The organism is Ochrobactrum sp. C6C9, assembly GCF_022627935.1.
GTDB classification, from domain to species: domain Bacteria; phylum Pseudomonadota; class Alphaproteobacteria; order Rhizobiales; family Rhizobiaceae; genus Brucella; species Brucella teleogrylli.
On the sequence record NZ_JABXGB010000036.1, the window covers coordinates 1 to 26,424 of the forward strand.

The following is a 26,424-nucleotide window of genomic DNA, read 5'->3' on the forward strand; positions in this document are numbered from 1 at the left end:
CAATTTGAGCTGTCGGTCGAGCGGGCGGCGCGTCAGCATGAGCAGGCGGTGGTGGCCGAAAAGGATGTGTTCATCACCGAGCTGAAAGAACTGATCGAGAAGCTGGAAGGTCAGGTTCAGGAGTATCGGCGCACGAAGTTTGGGCCGAAATCGGAAAAGCTTGATCCTGCGCAAATGGAACTTGCGCTGGAGGATATTGAGACGGCGATTGCCGAAACACAGGCGCGGATTGCGGCTGTTGAAGAGAAGATGGCGGCCAGCACTCTCAATCCTGATAAGGCGGCATCTCCACGCAAGGAACGAAAAGCCCGTATGCTGCCGGCGAGCCTGCCGCGTGTCGAGCGTGTGATTGAGCCTGTAAGCATTGCCTGCCCCTGTGGCTGTGGCGACATGGTTCGGATTGGCGAGGACACGACGGAACGGCTTGATTACATTCCGGCCAGCTATCGGGTAATCGTCACGATCCGCCCGAAATATGCCTGCCCCAAAGGACGCACAGGAGTGGTTCAGGCCAAAGCGCCGGCGCATTTGCTGGAAGGCAGTTGGCCTACAGAAGCGCTATTGGCGCAGATCGCTGTCTCCAAGCATTCCGAACACATGCCGCTGAACCGACAGGCGGTGGTCATGGCCCGACACGGGGTTCCGATTGACCGTTCTGTTCTGGCCGACTGGATGGGGCGCACAGGCGCTCTGATCGCGCCGGTCGTGGACCACATGGCGATGATGCTGAAGCAGGACTGTTCGCGGCTTTATGTCGATGAAACAACGGCCCCGATATTGGATCCGGGGCGCGGCAAGACGAAGACCGGTTATCTTTGGGCGGTTCTACGCGATGACCGGGGCTGGGGCGGGTCTGCGCCGCCGGGTGTGGTGTTCCATTATCGACCTGGACGTAGCGGCGAATATGCCGCTGAAATCCTCGATGGCTTCAATGGCACAATCCAGGTCGATGCCTATGGTGGATATTCCCACCTCGCCACGCCGAAGCGCGCGGGCGGCGATCCGTTGCGACTGGCATTTTGCTGGGCACATGGTCGTCGAAAGCTCATCAAGGCAACACCCAAAAAAGGATCGCCCCTCGTGGATGAGGCGCTGTTGCGCATCGCAGCCCTCTACAAGATCGAGGACGCTATTCGTGGCAAGGAGCCTGAACATCGCCGCGCCATGCGACAGGAAATGTCCCGGCCTCTGGTGGATGAGTTCTTTGCCTGGCTTGTGGCTCAGGCAAAGCGCATCTCGCGTAAATCCGATCTGGGTAAGGCGCTTGCCTATATGCTCAGGCGTCAGGACGGCTTCCGGCTGTTCCTTGATGACGGCCATGTCGACATAGATTCCAACCTGGTTGAAAATGCCATACGCAGTCCGGCCATGAATCGTCGCAATGCGCTTTTTGCTGGTCACGATGAAGGTGGACGCAATTGGTCTCGCTTTGCCAGTCTCATCGGCACATGCCGGATGAACGGCGTCGAACCCTATGCTTATCTGCGCGATCTCTTCATCAGCCTCGCCAACGGTCATCTGGCCAAGGACATCGACGCCTTGATGCCATGGGCCTATGCGCGCAGATTGAATGAGAGCAAAAATGAGCTCATTTGTGAGTAACAAATACGCTCATTTAGCGAATGATCAAAACCTCAAAAGTTCAAGCGCAAACCCAAAATCAATGGGGCAGAGACGGCGCATACATTTCAGCTGAGAATTCGGAACTTAATATGCCCACCCCTCGTGTCACTTTTTGCAGGCTTCGATAGCCTGTGGACGTCTTTTTGGGACATCGACATAGGCTGACGCGATCGATAACCATATCGTCACCACCTCAACGTACGACCCGAACAGAATCCCGCGCAATCCATAATTAATCTTTATAGTTACGGTTTTGTCGAACCTTAGGTTTTTGGCGAGTGACACCATGTGTTGTCACCGTCACACCCCCGGCACAACGGGCCTGCCAATCAATGAAGCATCTTGAAACAACCTATGGTGTTATTCTATACGTCGCAGCCGGAAAGGTGGTCGTGCGTTCGCGCGAGCGTAAATGACCAATCTTTTATTCTAAGTCCTCACATATGTTGTTCATGAGCTGACTGGTTCGTCAAACCCAGCATTCTGCTCACAGTAAAGCTTGGCACAGCTAGAAATATGAATAATCTTTTTTCTGAAGAAGAGATTGGTAAAGTGAAGGATGAATTGGGAAGAATTCTTAATTCGGCTCAGTTTTCCAACGCACCAATCGTTCGTGCCTTTTTCGAGTTTGTCGTCAATGAGGCTCTTTCCGGACGCGGGACGCGTATCAAAGCATACACCATCGCGACAGATGCTCTTGGTCGGAGCGCTCACTTCGATCCATCAAGCGATACTCTCGTGCGTACTACCGCCGGCCGAGTCCGATACGCTTTACAAGCCTACAATCGTGAGCGCGGCGAGCACGGTGGAGTTGTAATTAGCTTGCCGAAAGGAGGCTATGTTCCTTCTTTCCAGTTTTTGAGTGGTCCTATATCGTCTCCTGCGGTGGCGAACGTGGATATTCCGCTCATTGAAAGCTCGCATATTACCCCACGCAATGTAGTAGCTGTATGCCTGTTCGCTGTCGCTACTATGGTCGTGGCGTTCTTTCTTTGGCGTCAATTCGCAACATCACCATCCGTTGATGTTGTTATAGATGTGCGACCTGTTCGATTTGCCGATCAGGATGGTGAACCCTTAGCACGCGCAATCGATATGCGACTGGCGCCGGCTCTGACGCGTATAGGTCTGGCCGACATTTTACCGCCAACCCAATTTGTCGGTGATTCCAAACGGACTTTAACATATGCACCGAATGATGTCGTGTTTACGCTTGAGACCAGTATCGCTGGCGAACAACGCCATGAACTACTCTGGCAGCTGACGGACGCTGATTCTGGACTTTTGGTATGGGCTTCTAAAGAACGGTTGAAAGCAACCGATCCAGCATCAATCGACCAGACAGTTCAGAATGTTGCGTTCCGACTGCTGGGAGACCGCGGAGCATTACCCTTGACCCTTGCAAGGTATCATGCGCAGACATTTTCCGGACAGACATGTCTATTCCGAGCGCAAATACTGGAGGCCATTGAAAGCGACATTACCTACCCGAAGATCCGCGACTGCCTTGAGCGTATGGTGACTATCTCGCCCAACAATGGCTTGGCATGGGCGGTTTTGAGCTCTTTTTATGCCAATAGGTCCTATTTCTACGCTGCCGGAAATCGTAACGAGAGAACCGAACTTGTCGCGCACGCTGAACGTGCTGCGGAGAAAGCTGCAGAATTTGCTCCCGGAGCCTATCTTACCAAGGTCGCGCTAATGCACCTCTCTCTCCGCCAGAGAAAGATCGTGGAGTTTGACGCAATTCAAAAGGAACTGCGCAAAAACTATCCCGGCGACGTGTATCTGCAAATCCGTATTGCGACCCGAATAGCCAGATTGAGACGTGGCCGTGAGGCCCTCGAGATGTTTGACAAGCTTCACAAGGATTTCGGAGTCAATCTTAGAAACTGGTCACCCGGTGTCGCAGTGGCGTACTTTGCCGAAGGTGAATATGAACAGGCGTACCACGAATTATCCTGGTCTACATCCAATCTTCGCTTCGTGCATGTTCTCAAAGCCGCGATCCTTGGTAAATTGAAAAGACAGGAAGAAGCAGCAGCAGCGGTGAGCGAACTCATCGCGACTAATCCAGACATCAAAGAGACTTTTTTTTCGTGGCTCTCGGAAATAGGTTGGGAACGACCACTCGTTGATGAAATTGCGGATGGTCTCGCGAAAGCCGGTCTCATTGTCATCGATACCGATGCGAGCGGAAACATCGTTCATGTCGGGGAAAAGAGGCCGTTCAATTGATGCCTGGCAACCGGGTGCTCATCAGTCCGCTTCTACCTGCTGAAAGTGGGCGTGGATGCCGCCCTGCTCAGGACAATCGACGTTATTTCGAAGGCATGCAGTGGATGGCGCGTACAGGAGCGCAATGGCGGCATCTGCCTGATGAATACGGCAAGTGCAACAGTGTCTTCCGCCGATATCGACGCTGGGTCGAGACCGGTAATTTCGAGACAATGCTTGAGACACTGGCCGAACTGGTGGAACGGGATCGAAGTGCCGACATGATGACAGTACCGTCGTCCGGGCACACCATTGTGCAGTCGGCATACAAAGGGGACTCATGAGACCGAGGCGCTTAGCCGATCGCGCGGCGGTTTCACAACCAAGCTCCATGCCCGGTGCGATGCGAAAGGCCGCCCGCTCGGCTTCGTCCTGACGCCCGAACAAACGCATGATACCCAAGGCTTCGTGCCCTTATTCCGGATGATCTTCAACCAGATCGAGGCTGTCATTGCGACAAGGAGCAACAGACACCAACCAGTCCCGCACGACAAAGCCTAATACAAATGGCGTAATCAGAACGAGCGCCTCTTCAACAAGCTCAAGAACTTGCGACGGGTGGCAACCCGATACGACAAGACCAAGGAATCCTACCTCGGTTTCGTCGCAGTCGCTGCAGTCAAACTATGGATACCCTTTGTCCACGAGCGCTAGTATCTAGAGTATTCCTCGGTCCTTCAAGCTTTTGTAAAGAAGCACAGCGGGCATGTACCAGGGCCTGCCACCGATATTGGGCACCCATGGAGGAGAGCGAAAATCTAAGCCAGTATCGGATCCTAGATGTCCCAGAATCTTCAGTGCTAGCTTGCGACCAACCCATGGTGCCCAAACGACACCTGAGCCGCAATAGCCTACTCCGTAGCGTTTTCCTGCGTGATTAAATACACGAGGGATCATATCCCTATTCATCGCAACATATCCATACCAGCTATGGCTAATGCCTACATTGGACAACTGCGGCAGAATTCGGCACAGCTCATGACGCAGATGGTCAGTCGGACCTTGCGGGTCACCGACAAAAGATCGGTCTCGTCCACCGAACAATATTCTCGTTCTGTCGGGAGATGGGCGATAATAGTAACTCAGTTCCCTGCTATCGGTAAGCATCATGAAGCGAGGGACAAGCTGTTCCACCGCTACTTGACCGATTGGTTCGGTTGCGATGATACGGCTTCGTACTGGAACGAGGCGTTGTTGCAGCCAGGTATCTGACTTGTCTGTGTACCCATTGGTTGCTACGATAACCTCACGTGCCAAACACTCTCCACGATCAGTCGTGACGCGGAATTGCTCTCCGACTTTCTGAATGCTTTGGACCCGGCACTTGCCATGTAGCAGGACGCCAGCCGAGACCGCTTTTTGAACGAGTGCAGCGTGGAATTTGGCAGGATGTAGACCACTGATGTCCATCTGCACTGTACCTCCAACGTAGAAATCCGTTGCGAGGTAGTTATCCAGTTCACTTTTCGAAACGGCAAAGGAGGTTATACCGTATATTTTCGAGGCGGCCTCTGCGGAGCGCGCTTGACGATCATAATCTTTTGCCGAAAGAGCTCCTGAAAAACGGCCGACGCGTTGCAAGTCAACATCCAGCGCTTCGTCAACAATGAAATCGTAAAGCCATTGACGAGCGACAACCGCCTCCGCGGTTACGGCATCCGCTCGTGCTTTTCCAAATCGAGTTTCGAGCGTCTGATGAGACGGCCGAAGGTTGCCGCTCGTAATTCCACCGTTCCTCGATGACGCTCCTTCACCTGGTCTATTTCGATCAAACACCTGTACTGACCGCCCGCCGCGTGCGAGAAAAAGAGCGGCGCAAATGCCTGTGTAGCCCGCACCAACAATGGCAACATCAACATTCGTTGCAATCGGGGGCGATACTCCTTCTGACACATGAAGCGGTGCGTCTTCCCACCAGAAAGGTGTTTTAGCGAAACTATTCACTAGCCTTCACTCCTACCCGACGATAACGTAAACTTTACGAACGGTCTTAATTGTCCGCCAAGTGCCGACAAACCCGGGTTTCATAATGAAATGGTCGCCAGCTCGATAGCGCTGTGCCTCTCCCCCGTCGGGGGTAATTTCAACCTCTCCTTCCAGAATGTGGCAGTACTCATATACGTGCCCTTTAATTGAACGGTTCATACCAGGTGTCATTTCCCAGACACCCGAACGAACCTTTCCATCGATTCTATCCTGCTCCCAGGACATGGTTCGAGGATTGCCCTCTAACAGCTTTTCCAGTGCAACCGTGCCAGCGATGCCTTCCGGCAATTCTTTTGTGTTCAGTGTGACAAGTCTCGACAAAAATTTTCTCCACTAGATCGGTTTGAACTATCATCCGATCAACTCAATCAATGGCGCAGTACGTGGAGGCGGGCTATTACCCGCCGCCTCTCGTCTCAGTAAAGCTTGCGATGTGCGGTTTCGCGAAGCCCCAGTATCACTAGGCCGCTTACAAATGAACATGCGATCACGTAGTAAACAGGTGCAATCGGCGTACCGGTTTTGCTAATCATCCATGTCGCAATAAAGGGAGCAAAGCCGCCGAAGGTCGCTGCCGCCAAGCTATAACCGATTGACATCCAGGTAGAACGGATCCGCGTTGGGAAAATTTCAGCTATGGCTGCGGGGCCCGGGCCGGAGAAGGTCGCGATCGAAATTGCGAAGAATATTTGCATCGCAATCACAACACCAAATGATGGATTGGCGAGCAGATATGCAAACGCCGGATAGGAGAGGAAAGTGAAGATTGCGCAGCACAAGAGCAACAATGGCTTCCTGCCAATTCTATCAGACAATGAGCCCATCGTCGGGATAGCGACTACCAGAACCAGAAGACCAATCGAATTTGACCACAATGCCTCGGATCGACTCAATTTCAGATAATTGGTCGTGAACGTCGGCATGTAGGAGAGAAAGATATAGTAAATCACGTTCCAGCCAATGGCGAAGCCGAACGCTTTGACCGCCAGCTTCGCCGGCCTATCGAATTCCTGTTCCTGCTCTGTTGTATCAGCCGTTGAAACAGCCTTGAAGGCGGGCGTTTCGTCGATCGTACGGCGCATATAGAGTCCGATCGGGCCGAGAATTCCGCCTAACAAGAACGGAATCCGCCAACCCCACGATTCAAGGTCTTCAGGTGAAAGAAGTGTACTGAAAACCGCAGCTACTGCAGATCCCAGCAAGAGTCCTGCGGCTACCGAACATTGTTGAAAGCTGCCGAAGTAACCGCGACGATCCGGGCGCGCCCACTCTACTATGAACGCCGTAGCACCTCCCCATTCTCCACCAGCTGAGAAGCCTTGAAGAATCCGCGCGAACACGATTGCGACCGTAGCACCAGCACCTATCGTCGCGTAAGACGGTATAGTCCCTATTAACATTGTACTGAATGCCATAAGAAACATCGTTAAGAGCAACGCATATTTGCGCCCCCGCTTATCGCCGATGCGGCCAATGACAATTCCGCCCAGCGGTCGAGCGGCAAAGCCGACGCCGAACGTAGCAAACGTAGCCATAAGCGCGGTTACAGGATCGGTTGCACTGAAAAAGTGTTTAGAGATGATCGTGGCAAAGAAGCCATAAACTGCGAAGTCATACCATTCGAGAATGTTACCAACTACGGCAGCGGAAAGTGCTTTGCGTCTCGTCGATTCCGATATGTGCGTACCATCATCGTGTGCGATGTGGTTCATTCCTTCAATTAAGCGATTTTCCATTGTACTCCCCATTATGGATTATCTGTTCGTTCTGACAAATGCCGGACTAGCTGGTCTTGCCATTGGCGGCATCGTCACGCACTTTTTCGGGCGAACGCATCGACGACGGACCATAACCTCCTCCTCCTGCTGTTTCGATCAGAAGGCGATCACCTGCGTTCAAAATTGCCATCGTTTTTGATGGAATTTCTTCCTCAGTACCATCAGCGCGCAAGATTACAGAGCGAGCGCATGCGCCGGCTTCTCCTCCATGGCTCCCCTGCGCTGCATGAAAATGTCGCTCACCGCGGTGGGTCATCACCGCTTCTCCTTCAAGCAACTCGTATTCGCGGACCGTTCCGAGGCCACCTCTAAATTGGCCTGTGCCGCCCGAACCTTTACGGAGGGTCACTTGTCGCATTCGAATTGGGCTCTCAAGCTCGATTGCTTCGACCGGAAGATTCATACAATTGGTAGCATCCGTTTCGATCGCATCGATGCCATCGCGTGACTGGCTTGCACCGCTACCCCCGGCAATAAGCTCTCCCACAACGTATCTACGCCCGTCATTCCTTTCACCACCGAATGAAACGAACAGAAGTTCGCCGCCAGAGTCAGCCGGCACCTTTTCCGGCAGCACGTCTTTGAAGGCTGCAAGGATAGCACCGGTGATACGCTTGATGGTGGCGGTCCGAGCATTAACAGCAGCTGGTTCTCGCGGATTGACTATGGATCCCTCAGGCAGAACCAATTTGATAGGTCTCAAGCATCCGCCATTGGTTGGGATGGTCGGGTTGGTCAGTGCGCGTATTGCAAAACCAGCCGCCGCCAGCGCGCCGGATGGTACGCAGTTAAAGGGCCCCTTCACCTGTTTGCTGGAACCAGTGAAATCACACACGAATTCATTATCTCGAACAGTTACCGCTACGGAAATTCGCACGGGTTCATTAAGGACGATTCCATCATTGTCCAAATAATCGACGTAGGAATAGGTCCCTGCAGGAATCCTTCCGAGAGCCTGGCGGGTCATCTCCTCGGAACGATCGAGCAATTCGTTGAACAGGCCGACCATATCGAGATCACCATATCCTTCACATAAAGCCTGAACCCGGCGCGCACCGACAGTGCAAGCCGCGATTTGTGCATTCAGGTCTCCGATGAAAGTGTCTGCTACGCGAACATTTCGTTTCAAGATGTCAATTAGAGTGGTGTTGAGAACGCCCTGATCGCGCAGTTTCACAGGCGGGATACGAATACCCTCCTGAAAAATTTCCGTTGCATCGGTGGGAACGGAACCCGGAGACTTTCCTCCGACATCTTGGTGATGGGTCATCGCGGCACTGAAGCCGACGATCGCGTCGTCAACGAAGATCGGAAAGGCAAGCGCGATATCCGGGAGATGAGTGCCGCCCATATAAGGATCGTTCATCGCAAAAATGTCACCCGGTCTCATGTCTTCGATAGGGAAAGTCGCGAGAAACGTCTTCATAATCGGTGCAAGTGTCACCAGATGGATTGGGATGGCGATTGCCTGAGCAAGCGACTCCCCCTCCATAGTGAAGAGGCAGGCCGATGCGTCCAGACCTTCCTTAACAATCGTCGAAAACGAGCTGCGCAGCAGCGTACTCTGCATCTCGTTGGCAATTCCGTCGAGCTTGTTGCGAACAACCTCAAGGGTGATCGGGTCAATAGATCTACTCATCTCTGTCCTCCTCAAACGGACTTTTTCTGAAGCAGCAGAACACCGTTTTCCAGAACGCTTACGGTCCATTGCTGGTCTACGATCGTTGTCGTGTCGGGTTGTTCGACGATGAGAGGACCGTCGAGGCGCGTACCGGGTGTCAACGCGGAACGTTCGACAATTCTGGCGTTCCTGATTGCGCCAGCTTCGAGAAATACAACGTCGCGAGCTGCTTTATCGGCGATACCAGTGGTATTGCCGGGTGTGTAACCAATTTCCTCCGAGCGATGGCGGCGATGTACCGAATGGATGTTCGATAACTTGAGCGCGCCTTCTGTTGCGTAGCCAAAGATCCTGTCGTGAAGTGAAAGGAAATCGCTGCGAAGGCGGTCGAACATATCGGTTCCCCGATGAAGTTCGACGGAGAGGAAGTGGGATTGTCCAACATACGAGACATCCGCGGAGTAAATAATCTCCGACCTGACGTCTGAATTGTCTTCCTTGCGCATCAATTCGTCGATACGTTCATCGAGTGATGCCAACTTTCGTTCCACCTCATCGCGATCAATATCGGCCAGATTGCCGGGCATGGCGACTGAGGCGGCATGTTCCACAGGTGCGTGGACGTGGCCGACGGCCGCCAAAACTCCGGGGCTCTGGGGTACGATGATTTGGGTTATGCCGAGGTCGTCCGCGAGCGCTGTTGCATGTAATCCGCCTGCTCCGCCCAGAGGGATAAGAGCGTATTTTCTTGGATCCTCTCCCTGCTTGATCGTCACCAGTCGAATACCCTCGGACATCTGGGAATTGACGACTTTGTGAATGCCAGCGGCAGCTTCCTGGACGGAGATATTCAGAGGTCTGGCGATGGTATTCTCGATAACTTGCCACGAAAGCGACTTGTCGAGCTTCAGACGTCCACCCGCAAAATAGTCGGGATTAAGGTAGCCTAGAACAATCGACGCGTCCGTTACGGTCGCGCGTGTTCCGCCTCGACCATAACAAGCCGGTCCGGGATCGGAGCCAGCAGATTCCGGTCCTACGCGCAATCCCCCGCCAGCGTCGATCCAGGCAATACTTCCGCCGCCGGCTCCAATTGCATTGACATCCACCATAGGGGTTCTGACAGGGAAATTCTCGATCATCCCCTCTGAGCGGAGGATCGGTTTGCCGTCCCGAATAAGTGCGATATCAGAACTGGTCCCACCAACATCAACCGTTATGATATTTTCTCGACCCGCCAAAAGTCCGGCCTGGCGGCCACCTATGACACCACCTGCCGGCCCTGAAAGAAAGAGATTGACTGGGCGCCGGCGGGCGATTGGAGCCGCAGCAACGCCACCGCGCGATTGCATGATCTGAAGAGGGGCTTCTACCCCCTTTTTGCGCAACCCAGCCTCTAGTCGTGCGATATAACCGTTGATAACCGGCTTCACATAAGCGTCGAATGCGGTAACAACGGTGCGCTCGTACTCTCTGAACTCAGGATTGACTTCCGAGGAAAGTGAAACCGAAACCGCTGGATAAAGCTCATTGACGATTTCTTTGATGCGGACTTCATGGATGTCGTTCAAAAACGAGAACAACAGGCAGACTGCAATACACTCGACTTTTTCGTTCTCGACCAGGTGGACAATAGCATCCCTCACCTGCTGTTCGTCCAACTGCTGAACGACGCTCCCGTCGGCGCCTACCCGTTCAACGACCCCGCGGCGTCGCCGACCCGGTGCGAGGAATACAGGCGTCTCGTTTGAAAGAATGACATCATATATTGAACTGCGAAGCTGCCGTCCAATTTCGATCACGTCTTCAAATCCTAAAGTCGTCAACAGCCCGATCCGCGAGCCTTTGCGCTCAAGCACTGCATTCGTCGCGACGGTAGTTCCGTGAACAAACCTAGCTATGCGTTCCGGTTCGATACCCCACTCTGATCTCAGGAAATCTACAGCAGACAATACCGCCTCGGCTGGGTCATGGGGGGTACTCGGTATCTTCACCAACTGCATTGGTTGACCAGGTTCCTGGCAAACCACATCCGTAAAGGTGCCGCCGGTGTCGATGCCGACTTCAACATTCCTAGTCACAGTTTTCCTCCGCTTAAACGATTCGTACGATGCCAATGACACCCACGACCGACCTTTCAGTTGGCTGATACAAAATACTGACATCGATTTTTGGATATCGCAATAGATTATTTGCGTATCGATAAACGATACGTTATAAGCGTTTAATTAGTAATAGGAGGGTTTTTATGAGAGATGATGGGCTGCCAATGGACGAATACGAGGCGTCTAATAAATTATACAATGAAGATTTGCGTAATCCATTGTATAATAATTCGCTCGCAAAGGGTCTCCAACTACTCGAGATTTTCACATCTGATCATCGCGGAATGTCGTTGCCGGAAATCGCGAATGCCGCCGGTATAACAAAGAGTTCGGCTCAGCGATCGGTATTTACTCTTATTTCGCTGGGCTATTTGGCAAAAGACCCTCAGACGCAGCGCTACGTGTTGACAGCGAAAATTTTAAGTGTTGGATGCAACTATCTTAGAAAGAAAATACTGCTTGAGGTTGCAAATCCACATCTTCACAGGCTAAACAAGGACACTGGCGAAACCGTTAATCTTGCGGAATCGTGGGGCAGTTCGGTCATCTATATAGCACGGTTTGTCAGTGCAAATAATCTTGTCACATATATGAACGTGGGCGCTATGCTACCGATGTATTGCTCATCATCTGGGCGCGCAATAATGTCAACGTATCCCGATGAAAAAATAGCGGAAATTCTTTCTATCAGTAATATAATATCTTATACTGAAAAGACCATTTTAAATCAGAATGAGATTTTTGAAAATATCCACGAGAGTCGGAATAATGGATTTGCAATTACGTTAGAAGAGTATTTTCCTGATGATCTGAGCTTAGCATCTCCAATAGTTGATGTTAATGGCATTGCTGTAGGTGCAGTGAATGTTTCAGTGCCTGCAAGCAAATGGAAGGCCAAAGATGCCATAGCAACATTTGTTCCTCAATTGAAAAGAACGGCGTTTGCCATATCGTCGTCGCTTGGTTCCTTGAGCCCAGCATTGCATTCTAATACCTAAAGTGCATGAAGGAATTGGAATTGGTCATTAGCTACATGGAAATTAAATCGTCGTCTATGACGTAACTCAAAGCGCTGTGCGCGTACTGCGTATTCTCCATGCCCGCCAAAAGTGGCCTCTGCAGGCGACGGATCAGCCGTGACGAAAGCAAAACCCGGTGACTTTCTGGCCGGGCAGCAACATTCCGTCTTAAAAAAATGGGATTGTCGCCATCATACCCGTTTGGCCGTAAATGTTGCCTCAGACTCGCTTCACCGGTTTTGAAAATCCTCTCGACGTCTTGGGCGGCAAACTGATACCCCAAATGAGGATGTTAGAGCACGTTTTGCACAATCGCGCATCTGTATGCCATACCGATCGGCGTCGTTCACTTTCCCGGGATGGTATTCAGAACTATCTTGCCGATAATGTTCACAAGCTCGGTATCCTGGTTTTGAATGATGGTGGCGCTTTTAGCGCCACCGAAAGGCATCTAGTTACTGGGATATTGGAGAAGTGTCAAAGCTGCAGCGAGTGTACGGGGCAGGATCGAGTTCAACTCAATGTATTCTTCAGGCGTGTGTGTATTGCCACCTACCGGTCCAACAGCGCATAATGTTGGAGCACCCGTCGATTGCGCGAAGCCACTTTCCGAACAGGCACCGGTTGGTTCATGCCCGACAGCAAAGCCCAGGCTTTGCGCCGAGGATTGATACGCCTTAAAGAGGTTCATCGTGTCACTATTCTCATACATTGGCAGGAATTCCCCCTCTATTTCAAGGGAGGCGGTTGTTCCGGTAACGGTAGACTGGCTCACGATTTCTTTGATTGCCGTCATTGCGCGGTTACCCAATGTTTCATCGGGAAAACGAAGATCAATGTATCCTTTTGCAAACGGAGCGGAGGTATTCACTGAAATTCCGCCCGAGACAAGACCGACATTGAGGGTCACCCCGGTCGAATAATCCGTCAAAGCATGCAGCTTCACGATTTTATGTGCCAGTTCTTCGATCGCGCTGGCTCCCTTGCTGATATCCGCGCCCGAGTGGGCAGGTTTTCCAACGACGTTCAATCGCATAAAGCGCCCACCTTTGCGCTTTGTGACGACATTACCAGACATCCGTCCGGGTTCCGCATTCAGGACACATAATGCCCCTTGTGCTTCCCGGACGATCAGATCGCGCGAAAATGGCGACCCTATTTCTTCATCGCTGGAAAACAAGGCGACCAGATGCTTGTCGCAGCCGGTCTGTTTGAATGCTGCCAGAATAAACGCGTTCATGACTGCACCGGCTTTCATATCGGCAACCCCGGGACCATAAGCCCTACCGTTTGACTGGCTAAACGGTCTAGCCGCTGCTTCGCCGGCAGGAAAAACAGTATCGCGATGCGCGAGCAAAAGACGGTGCGGGTTCTGACTGTTTCCAGAGTGTCCTTTTAGCAGAAAGCCCAGTTCCGGGTGTTCGACCCTTTCTGTTTCAATACCATTTTGATGTAGAAACGTTTCAATAATGACGCCAGCTTGATCTGTGTCGTCTTTGACTTTTGAAGGGCTATCCTGATCGACCAGGCGTTGAAGCAGTCTCAACATCTCCTTCTCACGCGATACCAGCCAGTCATGCACTCTCTGCTTCTGTATTGATGCATGGCTCATATGTGTCCTCCATCTTCATTGGTTCGCTCGGTTGCTCTGATATGGAAACGTTTCCGATTTCGTTTCAATGGCGCACTTTCTGGGCGTATCGGAATACGATACGATCGTATCGCCTTGATGATGTTTAACAATGATGGTAGGTAAATATCAACAACAAAACTGCATCGCAGGAAAAGGAAAAGGGAACATGGCAAGTGTTAATGCGGGAGTTACAGGCATAGCCGATCAAGCCGAACGCAAAAAAGCGACGACCGCCGGCATAATTGGCACGATCGTTGAATGGTACGATTACGCGATTTATGGGTTTCTTGCGACGACAATCGCTGCCAGGTTTTTTCCGACTGAAGATGAAACCACAGCACTACTTGCAACCTTCGCCACATTTGGTATCGGATTTCTCGCACGGCCTCTTGGCGGGGTAGTCATCGGACGTATCGGAGATAAAATCGGTCGCAAAGCCGCGTTGGTCACCACACTGTTCCTCATGGTTCTGTCGACGGTAGGTATTGGTCTTCTGCCAGGCTACGAGACCATTGGTATCGCCGCTCCTGCAATTCTGGTTGTTCTACGGCTTTTGCAAGGTTTCTCCGCCGGTGGCGAATGGGGCGCTTCGGCAGCCTTCATCGTCGAATGGGCACCATCCAACCGACGCGGACTTTACGGGAGTTTCCAGCAAGTTAGCGTTGGATTGGGTTTGCTTCTGGGCTCTGCGGTTGCTGCCATCTGCGCGTCTGTCATGAGTCCGGAACAACTCAGCGGCTTCGGCTGGCGGATTCCATTTTTCCTCGGCGGCATCCTTTTGCCGATCGGCATATATATCCGCCGCAACGTCAGTGAATCGCCTGTATTCGAGGCGGCAGTCGACAAAGCCGTCGAAACCACCTCCACTCCATGGGGACCTGCTGCAAAGACCTTTGCGATCTCGATCCTGTGGACCGTGTCTTTCTACATCGCCCTGACTTACATGCCGACTTTCACTGAGAAGCAGGTCGGTCTATCCAAGGCAGAAGCACTCTGGTCCAACACGATCGGTCTCGCACTCTTCACTATCGCCATTCCGGTTTTTGGTTTGCTCTCCGACTATATCGGTCGTCGGAAAACATTGCTGATTTCTGCGGGCGCATTCCTTTTTCTGACTTACGTGATGTTCTCGTTCATGCTGTCCACGGGAACTCTTGCCAACGTCGTCGTCACTCAACTTGTTCTGGCTGTGATGCTGGCAGCCTTTTCCGGTCCGGGACCAGCCGCCGTGGTTGAAATATTCCCCACGAATGGTCGATCCACATGGATGTCGACCGCTTATAGTCTGGCGGCAGCGTTGTTTGGTGGGTTTGCGCCCTATGTCTCGACTTGGTTGATCAAGGTGACCGGAACGCCTCTAGCTCCCACTTATTACGTTATGCTGGCGGCTTTCATCTCTATGCTTGGGATACTAGCTATGAAGGAAACAGCATTTTCGCGGCTTAAATAAATCCAGGAGGATAATATGCCACGTCACATCGCCTGCTTGAGTTTCGACTTCGATGCCTGGTCGGGGCTGACCGCAAGGGGCCTTACCACTCCAACACCTATATCGCGTGGTGAATTCTGCACCGTCGCCGTCCCCCGCATCCTGAAGCTCCTTGATAAATATAAGATCACGTCGACATTTTTCATTCCGGGTATCGTCATGGAGACATATCCCGAACTGACGCGGCAAATTCACGATGCCGGCCATGAACTTGGAAATCATGGATGGACACACTTTCCGCCGGCAACCCTGGACCCGGCGGATGAGGAGCGGGACCTGCTTCGTTCAAGCGATCTGGTCGAGTCGCTGACAGGACGACGTCCTACAGGGTATCGCTCTGCTTCATTCGATTTGAGCCCAGTCACGGCGGAATTGTTGGAGAAACACGGATTTCTCTATGAAAGCAGTATGATGGGACATGATCATTCACCATACTTCATTCGTATCGGTGACAAAGTGGACCCCAAGAAACGCTTGGAATTTGGGCGTGTATCCAAACTGATCGAGCTGCCTGTCAGTTGGAATCTGGATGACTTCCCGCATTTCGAATTCCTCAGGACGCCGCAGCAACTCATGCCAGGCTTGCAATGGGCAGGCGGTGTGCTGCAGAACTGGGTAGATGATTTCAGATACATGCATCAGACCGAGGAATGGGGTGCATTAATCTTCACCTTCCATCCTTACGTCATTGGACGTGGCCATCGCATGATCATGCTGGAGAAACTGATCGTCGCGCTAGAAGAGATGAGCGCGGTATGGATGTCTATGGAAACGACGGCGCTAGAATTCAAGGAGCGCGTCGACGCCTGAGCGATCATGGAAAGTAGTAGCCAGAGCCCTATCCTCATCTTGGGGATGGGGCTTTGTCATGTCTGCTCATCGACGATAAACGAAAAATGTCTGAACTGCGTGGATTGTTTTCTGGTGTAAACGTCCGCTGTTGTCATAGAGTTAGAGGTGTTGTCGCGCGAAAGCTTTAGCAGTGGGGGGAGTAAAACCATGAAGACGCCGAAGAAGCCGTCAGGACTTTATATAGGCTCGGTGGAGAAAGCTTTCAAAGTACTGGAATGTTTCCGCAATGCTCGAGCGCCATTGACGATGGGACAATTGGCTATTCAAACCGGTTACACCAAATCGGCCGTGCAACGTTCGGTTTTTACGCTTATCGAGCTTGGATATCTGGCCAGGAACGCAGATGGTGGGTTGCATTCAGGATCCAAATGTTTGGATATGGCTTTTCAGTTTCTGCAGCCCAATCCCCTTATCGCCATGGCTTATCCTGTCTTGTTGAAAATTCGCGACACAACGGGTGAGCGCACTAATTTAAGTTTCTTTGACGGGGACACTCTTGTTTATGCAATTCGCTTGCAGAGCACCAAAGATTATGGATATTTGACCTCATTAATCGGTCGACGTCTGCCGACGTTTTGCACTGCGGGTGGGCGAGCAATGCTTGGCTGCTTGCCTCGACACGAGGCAATGCAGATCATTGCATCTTCCCCCCGCCAGCCCCTGACTTCGTTCACCAAAACAGACCCGAAAGAAATCATCGCATCTGTTGATGAAGCTCGTAGTGCCGGGTTTGCATGTGTGGTAAGTGAGATGGTCACGGGAGAAGTATCCGTCGCAGCAGCCGTTGTGGATAAACAAGGTTTGCCAGTTGCCGCCATACATATCTCAAGCAGTCTGGCTCATTGGACACCAGAGGATTTTCAAAACCAATATGCTCCTCTTGTCATCGAAGTTGCGCAATCGTTAAGTGCTTTCAGGGGATGATAGCTGTTTTCTTGCAGGACTAGCCTCGCTCGGCCTCGTCGGAAACTAGAATTACTTTGGCATGACGACAGTCGACGTGACGAGCGGCCTGGATTGGATGCTTATGATCGCTTGTGGGACGGTTGGCGGCACACGCGGTGCAGTATTCAGCGCGCTCGCCCCCGATCTCCGCCGTCAGGTGAAGCGATGCGTGCGGAAAGCTCCCTTACGCAATGCTGTTTTTGTTGATTCCACTGAGAAGTGACCCTGGCGGCCCAGGATTTCCATCGAGAAGTGGCTCTGACGCAGATTTGCTGAAGTAGAATCCCTATGATGTACCAATCATCCGTGCTTGCAGAAGGTCGAGTTTTGCGCGCCCGTACATCTGGCGTTTGATCAGTTTCAGGGTACCCGTACGGCGAGGACCGCGGAATTTTCTCGCGCGAGGGGTCGGTTGATAAAGTATGATGTGGCTGATCTCAGTCAACGGGCTGAGAGAGGGCTCTCTCAACCGCGCGCAGCTTTTTCCATTCCCATGGCAGGAGTTCGTGCAGGCGCGTGACGGGATGGTCGGCGATGCGGGCGAAGACATCGGCCATCCAGGCTTTGGGATCGACGTCGTTGAGACGGCAGGTCATGATGAAGGTGAGCATGATAGCGGCACGGTCCGCCCCGCGCTGCGATCCGGCGAAGGTCCAGTTCCGTCTTCCCAGTGCGACACTTCTCAGCGCTCGCTCTGCGGCGTTGTTGGTAAGACAAATTCTGCCGTCTTCGAGGAAGATGGCAAAGCCCTCCCAGCGCTTGAGCATGTAGTCGATCGGCTCGATGACCTCTGAGGATCTGCTGAGTGTGGCGCGTTCTTTGGTCAGCCACTCGTGCATCTCATTGAACAGCGGCTTGCTCTTTTCCTGCCGCACCGCCCGTCGTTCTTCGGCGCTCAATCCGTTGATCTGGCGCTCGATTTCAAACAATGCGTCATAGCGCTTGACAGCTTCCAATGCGATCGGGGAGATCGGCTTGCCATTGCGCTTGCGGTCCCGCGCATTCTTCTCGATATCGGCCAGTGCAAAGAATTTTCGCCGCGAATGGGCATGGCAAAAAGCAAAGGTGATAGTTACCTTCTTCGCCTTGGCAATAGCGTCTGGCTCGAACCCGTTGTAGCAATCCGTCTGCAGAATACCACCATACCTGGTCAAATGCTTCTGCGGGTGTTCACCTTTCCGGTCGCTGGAGGCGTAATAGACCGCCGCCGGCGCTGCGGCACCCCCAAATGGTTGATCATCCCGGACGTAGCTCCATATGCGCCCGGTTACGCATTTGCCCTTGGCCTGAATGGGGATGGTCGTGTCGTCGCCATGCAACCGCTCGGCTGCGAAGGCATGCTTTTCGATCAGGTCGAAGAGCGGCATGAGAGCCGCTGTTGCATACCCGACCTGATCGGCCAGCGTCGAGGTCGACAGGTCTATGCCCTCACATTTGAACCTTGTGCTTTGCCGGTTCAGCGGACTGTGCATTCCAAATTTGTCGAAGACGATCGTCGCCAGCAGATGAGGACCGATGAAGCCGCGCGGCGTGGTATGGAACGGTGCCGGCGTCTGGCTGATTGCTTCGCAGTCCCGGCAGGTAAATTTCTCCCGCACCGTCTCGATCACCTTGAAGCGGCGCGGGATCTCTTCCAGCGTCTCGGTGACGTCTTCGCCCAGTTTTGACAGGCGCGAACCACCACAACAAGCACAAGTCGTCGGCGGATCAATGACGACACGCTCACGCTCGATATTTTCCGGCCATGGCTTGCGCACCGGCCGTTTGCGCGTGAACGAACGCACACTCAATGTTTTGGCGGCTGCGGCCTGTGCGGCAGCTTCGTCTTCGCTCGCAGCCATCCCGAGTTCTTCAAGCTGCAATTCCAGCTGATCGATCAGGCCTGCCGTGCGCTCGGAACGCTGGCCGCGCAGTTCACGCCTGAGCTTCTCGATCTTCAGTTCCAGAGCTGCAATCAGGGCATCACTGTCGGAAAGCATGGCCTGCGCATTGGCCGCTTCCGCGACAGCAACATCACGTTCGGCGACGACGACAGTGTGCTCAGCCAGCAAAATCTCACGCTCGGCCAGCAATGCCCTATAGGCACTGACAATGTCAGCAGGAAGATCAGATGGCTTCAAACTCATGAAGTCATCTGATCAGATTTATCATTTGTTTTCAATCAGGTAATGCTAGCCGATCCGCGTCGGACGCCATGTTTCTTGCGGATTGCGCCAGTCTATTCCTGACAGCAAATAAGACAATTGTGCAGGTGAGATCGATACCGCTCCACCTTCCGCAGAAGGCCAGATGAACTTGCCCCGTTCGAGCCTTTTTGTGAATAAACAGCTCCCTGGCCATCATGCCAGATCAATTTTATCAGGTCGCCGCGTCGTCCCCTGAAGCAAAATAAATGACCCCCGAGTGGGTCGCGCTTCAGCACTTCCTGTACCCGAAGCGATAATGATGGAAACCCACACCGCATATCCGTGTGGCCCGTCGCTATCCATACACGAATATCCTGCCCAGACGGAAGCGTGATCATTGGTGCCGCCGTAAAACATCAAGCACGCGATCCAGTGTTGCCGATGCAAAACTATCCCCAACCCGAACCCGATGCCGCGAACCAACCTGGATTTCTATTATCCCAGTCAATGACGATGAAGGCGGTTGCCGATTACAGGCAGATGTAACTTCTTTATCGCTCTCGACGCGAACTTGTACATCTGGCTCTGTTGCGCAAACCTCCACAGGAAGAAATTCCGGCAACGTTGCCCCGTCCGTCAAAGGCAGCCGTGAAACTTTCAGAGCCTTGCGCCATTGATAAATCTGCGAAGGATCCAAATCGTAACGCCGGGCAACCGATGCAACCGTCGAGCCTGCCTCAAGCGTTGCCAGAACAATTTCTTCTTTCAATGCCGACGGCCAGCGACGGCTAATGCCAGCCTTACTGGGTAATTCTATCCTGTGAGAACTCACGTGACGCTCCTTGTGTCTCTCCTGAAATTCAAGGACATAATCTTCACGTCATGCCGTCAAAATAAGGCGGTCCAGCTCGGATAGATACGTTTCAGGCGGGTAATTTGGCCTTCTGTTTGCCCGTTCGACCATGGGGAGACGATAGCGTTTCGGACTGCATCGAGATCCTTTTCAACGCCGCCTACAAACGACCCAATCAGGCTGTCCCTAGCGATTTTAAGCCAGCCATCAAGTTTCGCCGCTGAATTTGAACGGATCATAGATTGAAAGTCCCCAATGGCCTTGCCGGCAACAACCAGCTCCAGAACGTTCACTTCGATTGCCGCGACAAGGATAGCCTCGGATTTTGCCAGGTCATCGCGTGCGGCGGTCATCAGTCGAGCAATAACCCGCGACGAGGGCGTGCGCGCAAGTCCGCTATGGCCTGCCTTCTCTGCCAAACGTCGAAAGGTTTTTCCTGTTCTGTACTACCAGAAATATTATAGTCAGTATCGCACAAGACTTGGCAGGAGAGGCGGAGCATCGCGTCAATTCGCGTCGCGCACACCGGAGTGGTTTAGCTTTTACGCCTATGGCTCTATGTCAATTTGAACCGCCCCGGCTTGGCCGGAGACCCCAACTCGTGAGAAGTAGGGTCTATGACAAGCAAGACGACGAACAAATTCTCTCCTGAAGTTCGTGCCCGCGCCGTTCGGATGGTGACGGAGCATGAAGCCGAACATCCCTCCCGCTGGGCGGCGGTATCATCGATAGCGGCCAAGATCGGCTGTTCGGCGCATACCCTCCATGAATGGGTGAAGAAGGCCGAGGTCGACAGCGGCAAACGTGCTGGTTTGCCGAGTGACGTGGCGGAGAAGATGAAGGCTCTGGAGCGGGAGAACCGGGAGCTTCGCCAGGCGAATGAGATTTTACGCAAAGCCTCGGCATATTTTGCCCAGGCGGAGCTCGACCGCCCACTGAAGCGATGATTTCCTTCATCGACGAACACCGCTCGGTGCTCGGGGTCGAGCCGATCTGCAGGCTGCTGCCGATTGCCCCGTCCACCTATTATGAAGTCGTCGCCAAGCGCACGGACGTGGGTCGCCTATCGGCCCGCGAACGGAATGATATTGCCATGAAAGTCGAGATACGCCGGGTGTTTAACGAGAACTTCCAGGTCTATGGCGTGCGCAAAGTCTGGCGGCAGTTGCAGCGAGAAGGTTACAACATCGCCCGCTGCACCGTCGCTCGGCTTATGAGAATGATGGGGCTTCAAGGCATCATTCGCGGCAAGCCAATCAAAACCACTATATCGGACAAGTCTGCCCCGTGTCCGCTCGACCGCGTCAATCGCCACTTCAAGGCTCCCGCGCCGAACATGCTGTGGTTATCCGATTTCACCTATGTCGCGACCTGGCAAGGCTTCGTTTACGTGGCCTTCGTCATTGATGCCTTCGCCCGCCGTATCGTCGGTTGGCGGGCAAGCCGAACGGCCCATGCGGGCTTTGTGCTCGATGCCCTAGACCAGGCACTGCATGATCGGCGGCCCGTCAAACGTGGCGGGCTGGTTCATCATTCCGACCGCGGCTCGCAATACGTGTCCATTCGCTATTGTGAGCGGCTGGCGGAGGCGGGCATCGAGCCGTCTGTCGGAAGCGTGGGCGATTCCTATGACAACGCTCTCGCCGAAACAATCAACGGTCTTTACAAAGCCGAGGTCATCCATCGGCGAGGACCATGGCGCAACTTCGAAGCCGTGGAGTTCGCCACACTGGGGGCGGAACAAGAATAGTGCAAAATCGTACGTTTAGGGCGAACGAACAATGAACTTCACGCAGCACGTAGCATTTGGCCAGTGCGGCGCAAGGGCCTGAAACCGTCTGTCATTTGCTGTTCTGCATCCCAGGAGTAGATGCCGGTGAGGTTTATGTGTTCCCAACTGAGTGGCGAGACATGTTTCAATAACTCGTCTGGAATAGTCCGGCCTTGTTGCCGCAAATGTGCGGCAGCGCGACTGAGATAGACGGTATTCCAGTAAACAATGGCGCTCACGACCAGATTGAGTCCGGACGCACGGAATGCTTGGCTGTCGTAGGACCGATCACGGATTTCTCCGCGCTCGTGGAAAAAGACTGCGCGTTTCAGCTTGTGAGCGGCTTCGCCCTTGTTGAGACCAGCCTGACAACGCCGCCGCAGCGCCGAGCTGGAATACCACTCGATCATGAACAGCGTGCGTTCGATGCGACCAAGTTCACGCAGAGCTTTTGCGAGTTCGCTGGATTTCGAGGAAGCGGAGAACCTTTTCAGGATCGTTGACGGCGCAACTGTGCCTGTTGTGATCGATGCTGCCAAACGTAGAAGATCATCCCAGTGTTCGAGAATGAGCGCGGTGTTGATCGGTGCGCCGATATGACTTTCCAGCGCCGGATAGGCATTGGCCTTCTCGAATGTGTGGAATTTCCGATCCTTGATGTTTCGAAGCCGCGGCGCAAAACGCTTCCCGATTAGGGCGAAGAGCGCAAAAACATGATCGCTTGCGCCACCGGTATCGGTAAAATGCTCTTCGATCTCCAGAGTCGTGTCATGATCGAATAGACCGTCGAGGACATAGACTGCCTCGCTTTCAGTCGGGCTGATTGGCAATATACCGAAGTATCCGTACTGGTCGGAGAGATGGCTGTAGAATTTCGAACCAGGTTCACTGCCATAATGTAGATTGATGTCACTGCGCTTGGCGGTCCGGTCGCTGGCACGGAAGAATTGCCCATCGGATGATGCGGTCGATCCATCTCCCCAGAGCAGCGAATGTGGATGGCGCGTATGAGCATCTGTTACGCAGGCCTGCGCCGCCCTGTAAGTTTCAGAGCGGGCGTGAAAGGTGCGCATCCATCCGATCTGGTGGGCAGTGATCCCCTTCGACGCTCCTGCCATGCGCTTTGGTCCGAGGTTTGTGCCGTCCGCTAGAACACCGGCGAGCATTGCGGAGATGTTTTGCGGCGTATCTCCCGTCCGGACATGCGTGAACTGGTCGGCGAACCCGGTCCAGTCATGCACTTCCCTAAGGAGGTCGGGTACTTCGATCAACGGATACATCTCGCTGATTTCGACATTCAGTTCATCCGCTGCTGGGGGAATATCGCTCGCACGCGGCGTCACGATCAGGGTTCCGGCTTCCAGCCTGACGTAATCAAGCTTTCCATTGCGAGCGCGATAAGCCAAACGCTTGAGATTAAAATCCATCATCTGCCGGACTTCCGCGAGCCAGGCCGCGCCGTCTCCTTGAACACCGAGACCGAGTTTGCCTTCATCTTTCATGGCGACGAAAGCAAGCTTAGGCATGAGATGTTCGTCAATCGGCCGGAATGATCGGCTGCCATCAACCCAGACATCCCCCGAGCGTAGCCGATCCCGCAAATGGGCCAGAGTTGCAATCTCGTAAAGCCGCCGATCCGGCTTTCCGTCCAGGAATATTAGCTTTTTCTCAGATGACCCGAGATGGCCGATTGGCACCCGATCGGGCAGAACACGCCTCCCTTCCGCATAAAGCCCCCTCAGAATTCTGATCGTCGCCAGTAGTGGATCATGCTTTCGATGTGAGTGAAACGTGAATATCTGAAGGAAGACGCCCGAGAACTTTCTAACATTAGCATACTGTTCTGCCGCCATCACCAAAGGCGATGTGTCCGCGTTCTCGACCATGGCTTCAAGGTTAGGCTTGATCTGGAGCAGCTTATGCCAGCCGACCTGCCTGTTTACCACTTTCATTGCATCTTCATTAGCATCATTGGCATTCTGCAAGGCGACAATTGTGTCGAGGAATAATTTGAGCGCCCTTGATGTTTCTATCCGAGCATTCATATGCCGCTGCTTTTTCCTGTTATTGGCTTTTGAGAACAGCCGACCGATCAGCTTGATGAACATCGTTACCGCATCGTCAGTGAGCTTCTGGCCGAGCTTGATAAGCTGAGCCACAATTGTAGCGCGACGACGACTGGAACTGAAGTCACTGGCAAGCCAGGCCGGAGTGGCATCGCCCTCGCGGATCATCTGATCCCACCGACCGGCGGGAATGCGAAGTTGCAGCTGGGGATCAATCTCAAGATGGCGTAGGAACGCTATGCGCTCCGTCATTCCAATCAGATTTCCTGCTCCCGGGGCGTCTGGAGCGGACCGCAACCAATTGAAACGCGTCTGACGGATCGCCGGGTCAACCTCCAATAGGATATCAAGAGCTTCCAATTTTTCATCACTGAGATCAGCAATGAGCGCACTCTCAGCGCGCCGACGAGCAATGGCTCGCGCTGCCAGCCCCATACGCTCTATCATATTCACTACCGGTAGGAGAACGCATCGCTCGCGGAATGTGGCGATAATCGCTTTTGCTATGGGCAACCCTTTATCTGTTTGGGAGGCTGCTTCAATGCCCGCACGCAAAGCGGCGCGACGGTCTTCAGCGGTTGCACTCCGCAGCTCGAGATAGCGCTGCAAGTGTCCGATATGTTCGCGTCGGGTTTCCTCACGCGTTGCGTATAAATTAAATAACCGTGGATCCACGTTGATCTGCTCGGCAATATAGTTGAGCAGCATCGGTGGGGGAACTTCGTTCGGCAGAAGCGCTCTTCCAGGGTAACGCATCAGACAAAGTTGCACCGCAAAGCCAAGCTGATTTTGCTTGCGCCGACGAAGCTCTATTTCCAGGCGATCCGCCGGTGAAAGCGAATAATGTCTGATCAAACTATCTTCGTCGGTTGGAATGTCGAAAAGCTCGTGTCGATCCTCGATTTTTAGAAGCGTCCGCTTGGCCATTCTTTACTCTTGCAACTCTGCACTACTGGCCCCCTGTACGGAATCGACCGTTTTCGTACAGAGGCGAAACAGCCTGTCCACACATTATCTTGACATGATTTCGAACAGAGGGGCTGTTTCGGACAGCCTATTCAGACGAAATTGAGCTTATACCGCGCACCTTTGGGTATGTCCGCGTCTCGACAACCGGCCAGACCACGGAAAAACAGATCCAGGAAATCGAAGCCACCGGCTTTCAAGTCGAGCCGCGCCGGATCGTCACTGAACGATTCCCGGCAGCACCGCCACCGCGCAGCGTCGCGGCTTTTCCCGGTTGTTGGATAAGCTGGAGTCCGCAGACATCCTCATCGTCACCAAGCTCGACCGCCTTGGTCGTGATGCTATCGATGTAAGCAGTACCGTCAAAGCCCTCGCGGAAATGGACGTGAAGGTCTATTGCCTCGCACTTGGTGGGGCCGACCTCACTAACTCGGCCGGCACGATGACCATGAACGTGCTCAATGCTGTTGCTCAGTTCGAGCGGGACTTGCTCATCGAGCGCGCACAATCCGACCTGAAGCGCGCGAAGTCGGAAGGTAAAACCCTCGGCCGCCCGTCAACGCTAAGCGATAAACAGAAGCAGGATGTACGTGATGATCTGGCGATGGGAATAAGCTTTTCGGCCATCGCAAGGAAGTTTGCTACCAGCCGACAGACCATTTTGCGGGTTCGCGATGAAGGTTCACGGTCCGTTCGACCTTAGCGTACGGTTTTGCACTGCTCTTGTTCCGACCCCAACTTCTTTCATAAGTCGATCAAAGGTGGCCTTTTTCTCGGCGTAGGAAGCGCGCAGATCCGAAATCTCTATTGAGATTTCGTTCGCGACCAGCTTCAGACGTTGAATCTCCTCCTCCTCGCTTATGATGGCGCTATATCGGCTCTCTAATGCGGAAAATTTCCCCTGAGCAATTTTGCTGCGAGAAAAATACTTCCAGGCGAACACTGTAGCCACGAGTGCCCACAAAGGCAGCCCAACTATAAAAACTAAAACTGAAATCTGCCCGCCAGTCATTTCGCATCCCCCATCTGCTGTTGGTTGCAGAAGCTATTTTGATTCTCTTTCTTTGCAAGCATGAATTGTCGCCAGCGTCAGAGAGCAGCTCACGCGCGCTGACGCGGACCGGTAATGTTTCGCACGCTCGTACCAGTTTAAGGAGTACGGGATAATAAATTGCCTGGCGATACAGGCGGTTCTTGACTGGCAATCAGCACATCTACCTCTGGCAGGGGTCAGCGGGGTGTTGTCACGTTAAGTTTCTCTGGCCGGAAAGGCCAGGGGCTCGTAGATATTCAGGCGAAACAGGCCGCAATTTT

At 53.1% G+C, this 26,424-nt stretch carries 19 protein-coding genes, 4 pseudogenes and 1 other annotated feature; of the genes and pseudogenes, 11 read left to right on the forward strand and 12 right to left on the reverse strand.

The window, feature by feature from the left end:
- From HWD97_RS21100 to HWD97_RS21115, 4 genes are all read left to right on the forward strand, one after another.
- Positions 1 to 1,602: IS66 family transposase (locus HWD97_RS21100; RefSeq protein WP_371835517.1), on the forward strand; the 1,602-nt coding region annotated here is incomplete at its 5' end.
- Positions 1,603 to 2,139: 537 nt separating this feature from the next.
- On the forward strand, positions 2,140 to 3,861 hold the full coding sequence (locus tag HWD97_RS21105) for a tetratricopeptide repeat protein (RefSeq protein ID WP_371835518.1): 1,722 nt from the start codon (positions 2,140 to 2,142) through the stop codon (positions 3,859 to 3,861).
- Complete coding sequence (locus tag HWD97_RS21110; protein ID WP_371835519.1) at positions 3,861 to 4,184, forward strand: transposase; 324 nt, start codon at positions 3,861 to 3,863, stop codon at positions 4,182 to 4,184. Before HWD97_RS21105 ends, HWD97_RS21110 begins: the two co-directional genes overlap by 1 nt.
- Positions 4,153 to 4,401: a transposase gene (locus HWD97_RS21115; RefSeq protein ID WP_371835520.1), complete on the forward strand. Its 249-nt coding sequence runs from the start codon at positions 4,153 to 4,155 to the stop codon at positions 4,399 to 4,401. The genes HWD97_RS21110 and HWD97_RS21115 overlap by 32 nt, the downstream gene beginning before the upstream one ends.
- Positions 4,402 to 4,557: 156 nt before the next feature.
- On the opposite strand, the gene HWD97_RS21120 is transcribed toward HWD97_RS21115, so the two are convergent.
- The 5 genes from HWD97_RS21120 to HWD97_RS21140 form a co-directional block, all read right to left on the reverse strand.
- Complete coding sequence (locus HWD97_RS21120; protein ID WP_371835521.1) at positions 4,558 to 5,844, reverse strand: NAD(P)/FAD-dependent oxidoreductase; 1,287 nt, start codon at positions 5,842 to 5,844, stop codon at positions 4,558 to 4,560.
- A gap of 12 nt (positions 5,845 to 5,856) precedes the next feature.
- The gene (locus HWD97_RS21125) at positions 5,857 to 6,207 is read right to left on the reverse strand and encodes a cupin domain-containing protein (protein WP_371835522.1); all 351 of its coding nucleotides are present in this window, start codon (positions 6,205 to 6,207) and stop codon (positions 5,857 to 5,859) included.
- Positions 6,208 to 6,302: 95 nt separating this feature from the next.
- Positions 6,303 to 7,622 carry an MFS transporter gene (locus HWD97_RS21130; RefSeq protein ID WP_371835523.1) on the reverse strand — a complete coding sequence of 440 codons (1,320 nt, stop codon included), beginning with the start codon at positions 7,620 to 7,622 and terminating at the stop codon, positions 6,303 to 6,305.
- 46 nt (positions 7,623 to 7,668) lie between these two features.
- The gene (locus tag HWD97_RS21135; protein WP_371835524.1) at positions 7,669 to 9,303 is read right to left on the reverse strand and encodes a hydantoinase B/oxoprolinase family protein; all 1,635 of its coding nucleotides are present in this window, start codon (positions 9,301 to 9,303) and stop codon (positions 7,669 to 7,671) included.
- Between the two features lie 11 nt (positions 9,304 to 9,314).
- Positions 9,315 to 11,366 carry a hydantoinase/oxoprolinase family protein gene (locus HWD97_RS21140; protein WP_371835525.1) on the reverse strand — a complete coding sequence of 684 codons (2,052 nt, stop codon included), beginning with the start codon at positions 11,364 to 11,366 and terminating at the stop codon, positions 9,315 to 9,317.
- Positions 11,367 to 11,533: 167 nt separating this feature from the next.
- Here HWD97_RS21140 and HWD97_RS21145 point away from each other — a divergent pair, with 167 nt between their 5' ends.
- Positions 11,534 to 12,388, forward strand: a complete 855-nt coding sequence (locus HWD97_RS21145; protein WP_371835526.1) for an IclR family transcriptional regulator — start codon at positions 11,534 to 11,536, stop codon at positions 12,386 to 12,388.
- Between the two features lie 472 nt (positions 12,389 to 12,860).
- On the opposite strand, the gene HWD97_RS21150 is transcribed toward HWD97_RS21145, so the two are convergent.
- The gene (locus HWD97_RS21150; protein ID WP_371835527.1) at positions 12,861 to 14,021 is read right to left on the reverse strand and encodes a M20 family metallopeptidase; all 1,161 of its coding nucleotides are present in this window, start codon (positions 14,019 to 14,021) and stop codon (positions 12,861 to 12,863) included.
- 130 nt (positions 14,022 to 14,151) lie between these two features.
- Between HWD97_RS21150 and HWD97_RS21155 the strand changes: the two genes are divergently transcribed.
- From HWD97_RS21155 to HWD97_RS21170, 4 genes and pseudogenes are all read left to right on the forward strand, one after another.
- On the forward strand, positions 14,152 to 15,492 hold the full coding sequence (locus tag HWD97_RS21155; RefSeq protein ID WP_371835528.1) for an MFS transporter: 1,341 nt from the start codon (positions 14,152 to 14,154) through the stop codon (positions 15,490 to 15,492).
- Between the two features lie 15 nt (positions 15,493 to 15,507).
- Positions 15,508 to 16,341 carry a polysaccharide deacetylase gene (locus HWD97_RS21160; protein ID WP_371835529.1) on the forward strand — a complete coding sequence of 278 codons (834 nt, stop codon included), beginning with the start codon at positions 15,508 to 15,510 and terminating at the stop codon, positions 16,339 to 16,341.
- 189 nt (positions 16,342 to 16,530) lie between these two features.
- Positions 16,531 to 17,307 (forward strand): IclR family transcriptional regulator, encoded by a 777-nt coding sequence (locus tag HWD97_RS21165; protein WP_371835530.1) that lies wholly within the window; start codon positions 16,531 to 16,533, stop codon positions 17,305 to 17,307.
- A gap of 10 nt (positions 17,308 to 17,317) precedes the next feature.
- A pseudogene (locus tag HWD97_RS21170) lies at positions 17,318 to 17,527 on the forward strand (chloride channel protein); the annotation flags it as partial.
- A gap of 238 nt (positions 17,528 to 17,765) precedes the next feature.
- On the opposite strand, the gene HWD97_RS21175 reads toward HWD97_RS21170, so the two are convergent.
- The 4 genes and pseudogenes from HWD97_RS21175 to HWD97_RS21190 all read right to left on the reverse strand — a co-directional run bounded on the left by HWD97_RS21175 (position 17,766) and on the right by HWD97_RS21190 (position 20,726).
- On the reverse strand, positions 17,766 to 19,454 hold the full coding sequence (locus tag HWD97_RS21175) for an IS66 family transposase (RefSeq protein ID WP_371835531.1): 1,689 nt from the start codon (positions 19,452 to 19,454) through the stop codon (positions 17,766 to 17,768).
- Positions 19,455 to 19,499: 45 nt separating this feature from the next.
- Positions 19,500 to 19,852 (reverse strand): annotated as a pseudogene (gene tnpB, locus HWD97_RS21180) (IS66 family insertion sequence element accessory protein TnpB).
- The gene (locus tag HWD97_RS21185) at positions 19,849 to 20,286 is read right to left on the reverse strand and encodes a transposase (protein WP_371835532.1); all 438 of its coding nucleotides are present in this window, start codon (positions 20,284 to 20,286) and stop codon (positions 19,849 to 19,851) included. The pseudogene tnpB and the gene HWD97_RS21185 overlap by 4 nt, the downstream one beginning before the upstream one ends.
- 56 nt (positions 20,287 to 20,342) lie before the next feature.
- Positions 20,343 to 20,726: a hypothetical protein gene (locus tag HWD97_RS21190; protein WP_371835535.1), complete on the reverse strand. Its 384-nt coding sequence runs from the start codon at positions 20,724 to 20,726 to the stop codon at positions 20,343 to 20,345.
- 198 nt (positions 20,727 to 20,924) lie between these two features.
- Between HWD97_RS21190 and HWD97_RS21195 the strand changes: the two are divergent.
- Positions 20,925 to 22,039, forward strand: a pseudogene (locus HWD97_RS21195) (IS3 family transposase); the annotation flags it as partial.
- Positions 21,209 to 21,325: a sequence feature (AL1L pseudoknot), on the forward strand. It overlaps the preceding pseudogene by 117 nt.
- 56 nt (positions 22,040 to 22,095) lie before the next feature.
- Here HWD97_RS21195 and HWD97_RS21200 read toward each other — a convergent pair.
- The gene (locus HWD97_RS21200; RefSeq protein WP_371835533.1) at positions 22,096 to 25,071 is read right to left on the reverse strand and encodes a Tn3 family transposase; all 2,976 of its coding nucleotides are present in this window, start codon (positions 25,069 to 25,071) and stop codon (positions 22,096 to 22,098) included.
- A gap of 149 nt (positions 25,072 to 25,220) precedes the next feature.
- Between HWD97_RS21200 and HWD97_RS21205 the strand changes: the two are divergent.
- Positions 25,221 to 25,813 (forward strand): annotated as a pseudogene (locus HWD97_RS21205) (recombinase family protein).
- On the opposite strand, the gene HWD97_RS21210 reads toward HWD97_RS21205, so the two are convergent.
- Positions 25,793 to 26,122 (reverse strand): hypothetical protein, encoded by a 330-nt coding sequence (locus HWD97_RS21210; protein ID WP_371835534.1) that lies wholly within the window; start codon positions 26,120 to 26,122, stop codon positions 25,793 to 25,795. The pseudogene HWD97_RS21205 and the gene HWD97_RS21210 sit on opposite strands and share 21 nt — an antisense overlap.
- Positions 26,123 to 26,424 lie beyond the last annotated feature (302 nt).

What these genes read in the sequence shown, in the direction of transcription:
- HWD97_RS21175 (WP_371835531.1), bottom strand. Translation starts at nt 19,454, where the DNA reads ATGAGTTTGAAGCCATCTGATCTTCCTGCTGACATTGTCAGTGCCTAT.
- HWD97_RS21165 (WP_371835530.1), top strand. Translation starts at nt 16,531, where the DNA reads ATGAAGACGCCGAAGAAGCCGTCAGGACTTTATATAGGCTCGGTGGAG.
- HWD97_RS21135 (WP_371835524.1), bottom strand. Translation starts at nt 9,303, where the DNA reads ATGAGTAGATCTATTGACCCGATCACCCTTGAGGTTGTTCGCAACAAG.
- HWD97_RS21130 (WP_371835523.1), bottom strand. Translation starts at nt 7,622, where the DNA reads ATGGAAAATCGCTTAATTGAAGGAATGAACCACATCGCACACGATGAT.
- HWD97_RS21200 (WP_371835533.1), bottom strand. Translation starts at nt 25,071, where the DNA reads ATGGCCAAGCGGACGCTTCTAAAAATCGAGGATCGACACGAGCTTTTC.
- HWD97_RS21110 (WP_371835519.1), top strand. Translation starts at nt 3,861, where the DNA reads ATGCCTGGCAACCGGGTGCTCATCAGTCCGCTTCTACCTGCTGAAAGT.
- HWD97_RS21105 (WP_371835518.1), top strand. Translation starts at nt 2,140, where the DNA reads ATGAATAATCTTTTTTCTGAAGAAGAGATTGGTAAAGTGAAGGATGAA.
- HWD97_RS21150 (WP_371835527.1), bottom strand. Translation starts at nt 14,021, where the DNA reads ATGAGCCATGCATCAATACAGAAGCAGAGAGTGCATGACTGGCTGGTA.
- HWD97_RS21210 (WP_371835534.1), bottom strand. Translation starts at nt 26,122, where the DNA reads ATGACTGGCGGGCAGATTTCAGTTTTAGTTTTTATAGTTGGGCTGCCT.
- HWD97_RS21145 (WP_371835526.1), top strand. Translation starts at nt 11,534, where the DNA reads ATGAGAGATGATGGGCTGCCAATGGACGAATACGAGGCGTCTAATAAA.
- HWD97_RS21155 (WP_371835528.1), top strand. Translation starts at nt 14,152, where the DNA reads ATGATGGTAGGTAAATATCAACAACAAAACTGCATCGCAGGAAAAGGA.
- HWD97_RS21160 (WP_371835529.1), top strand. Translation starts at nt 15,508, where the DNA reads ATGCCACGTCACATCGCCTGCTTGAGTTTCGACTTCGATGCCTGGTCG.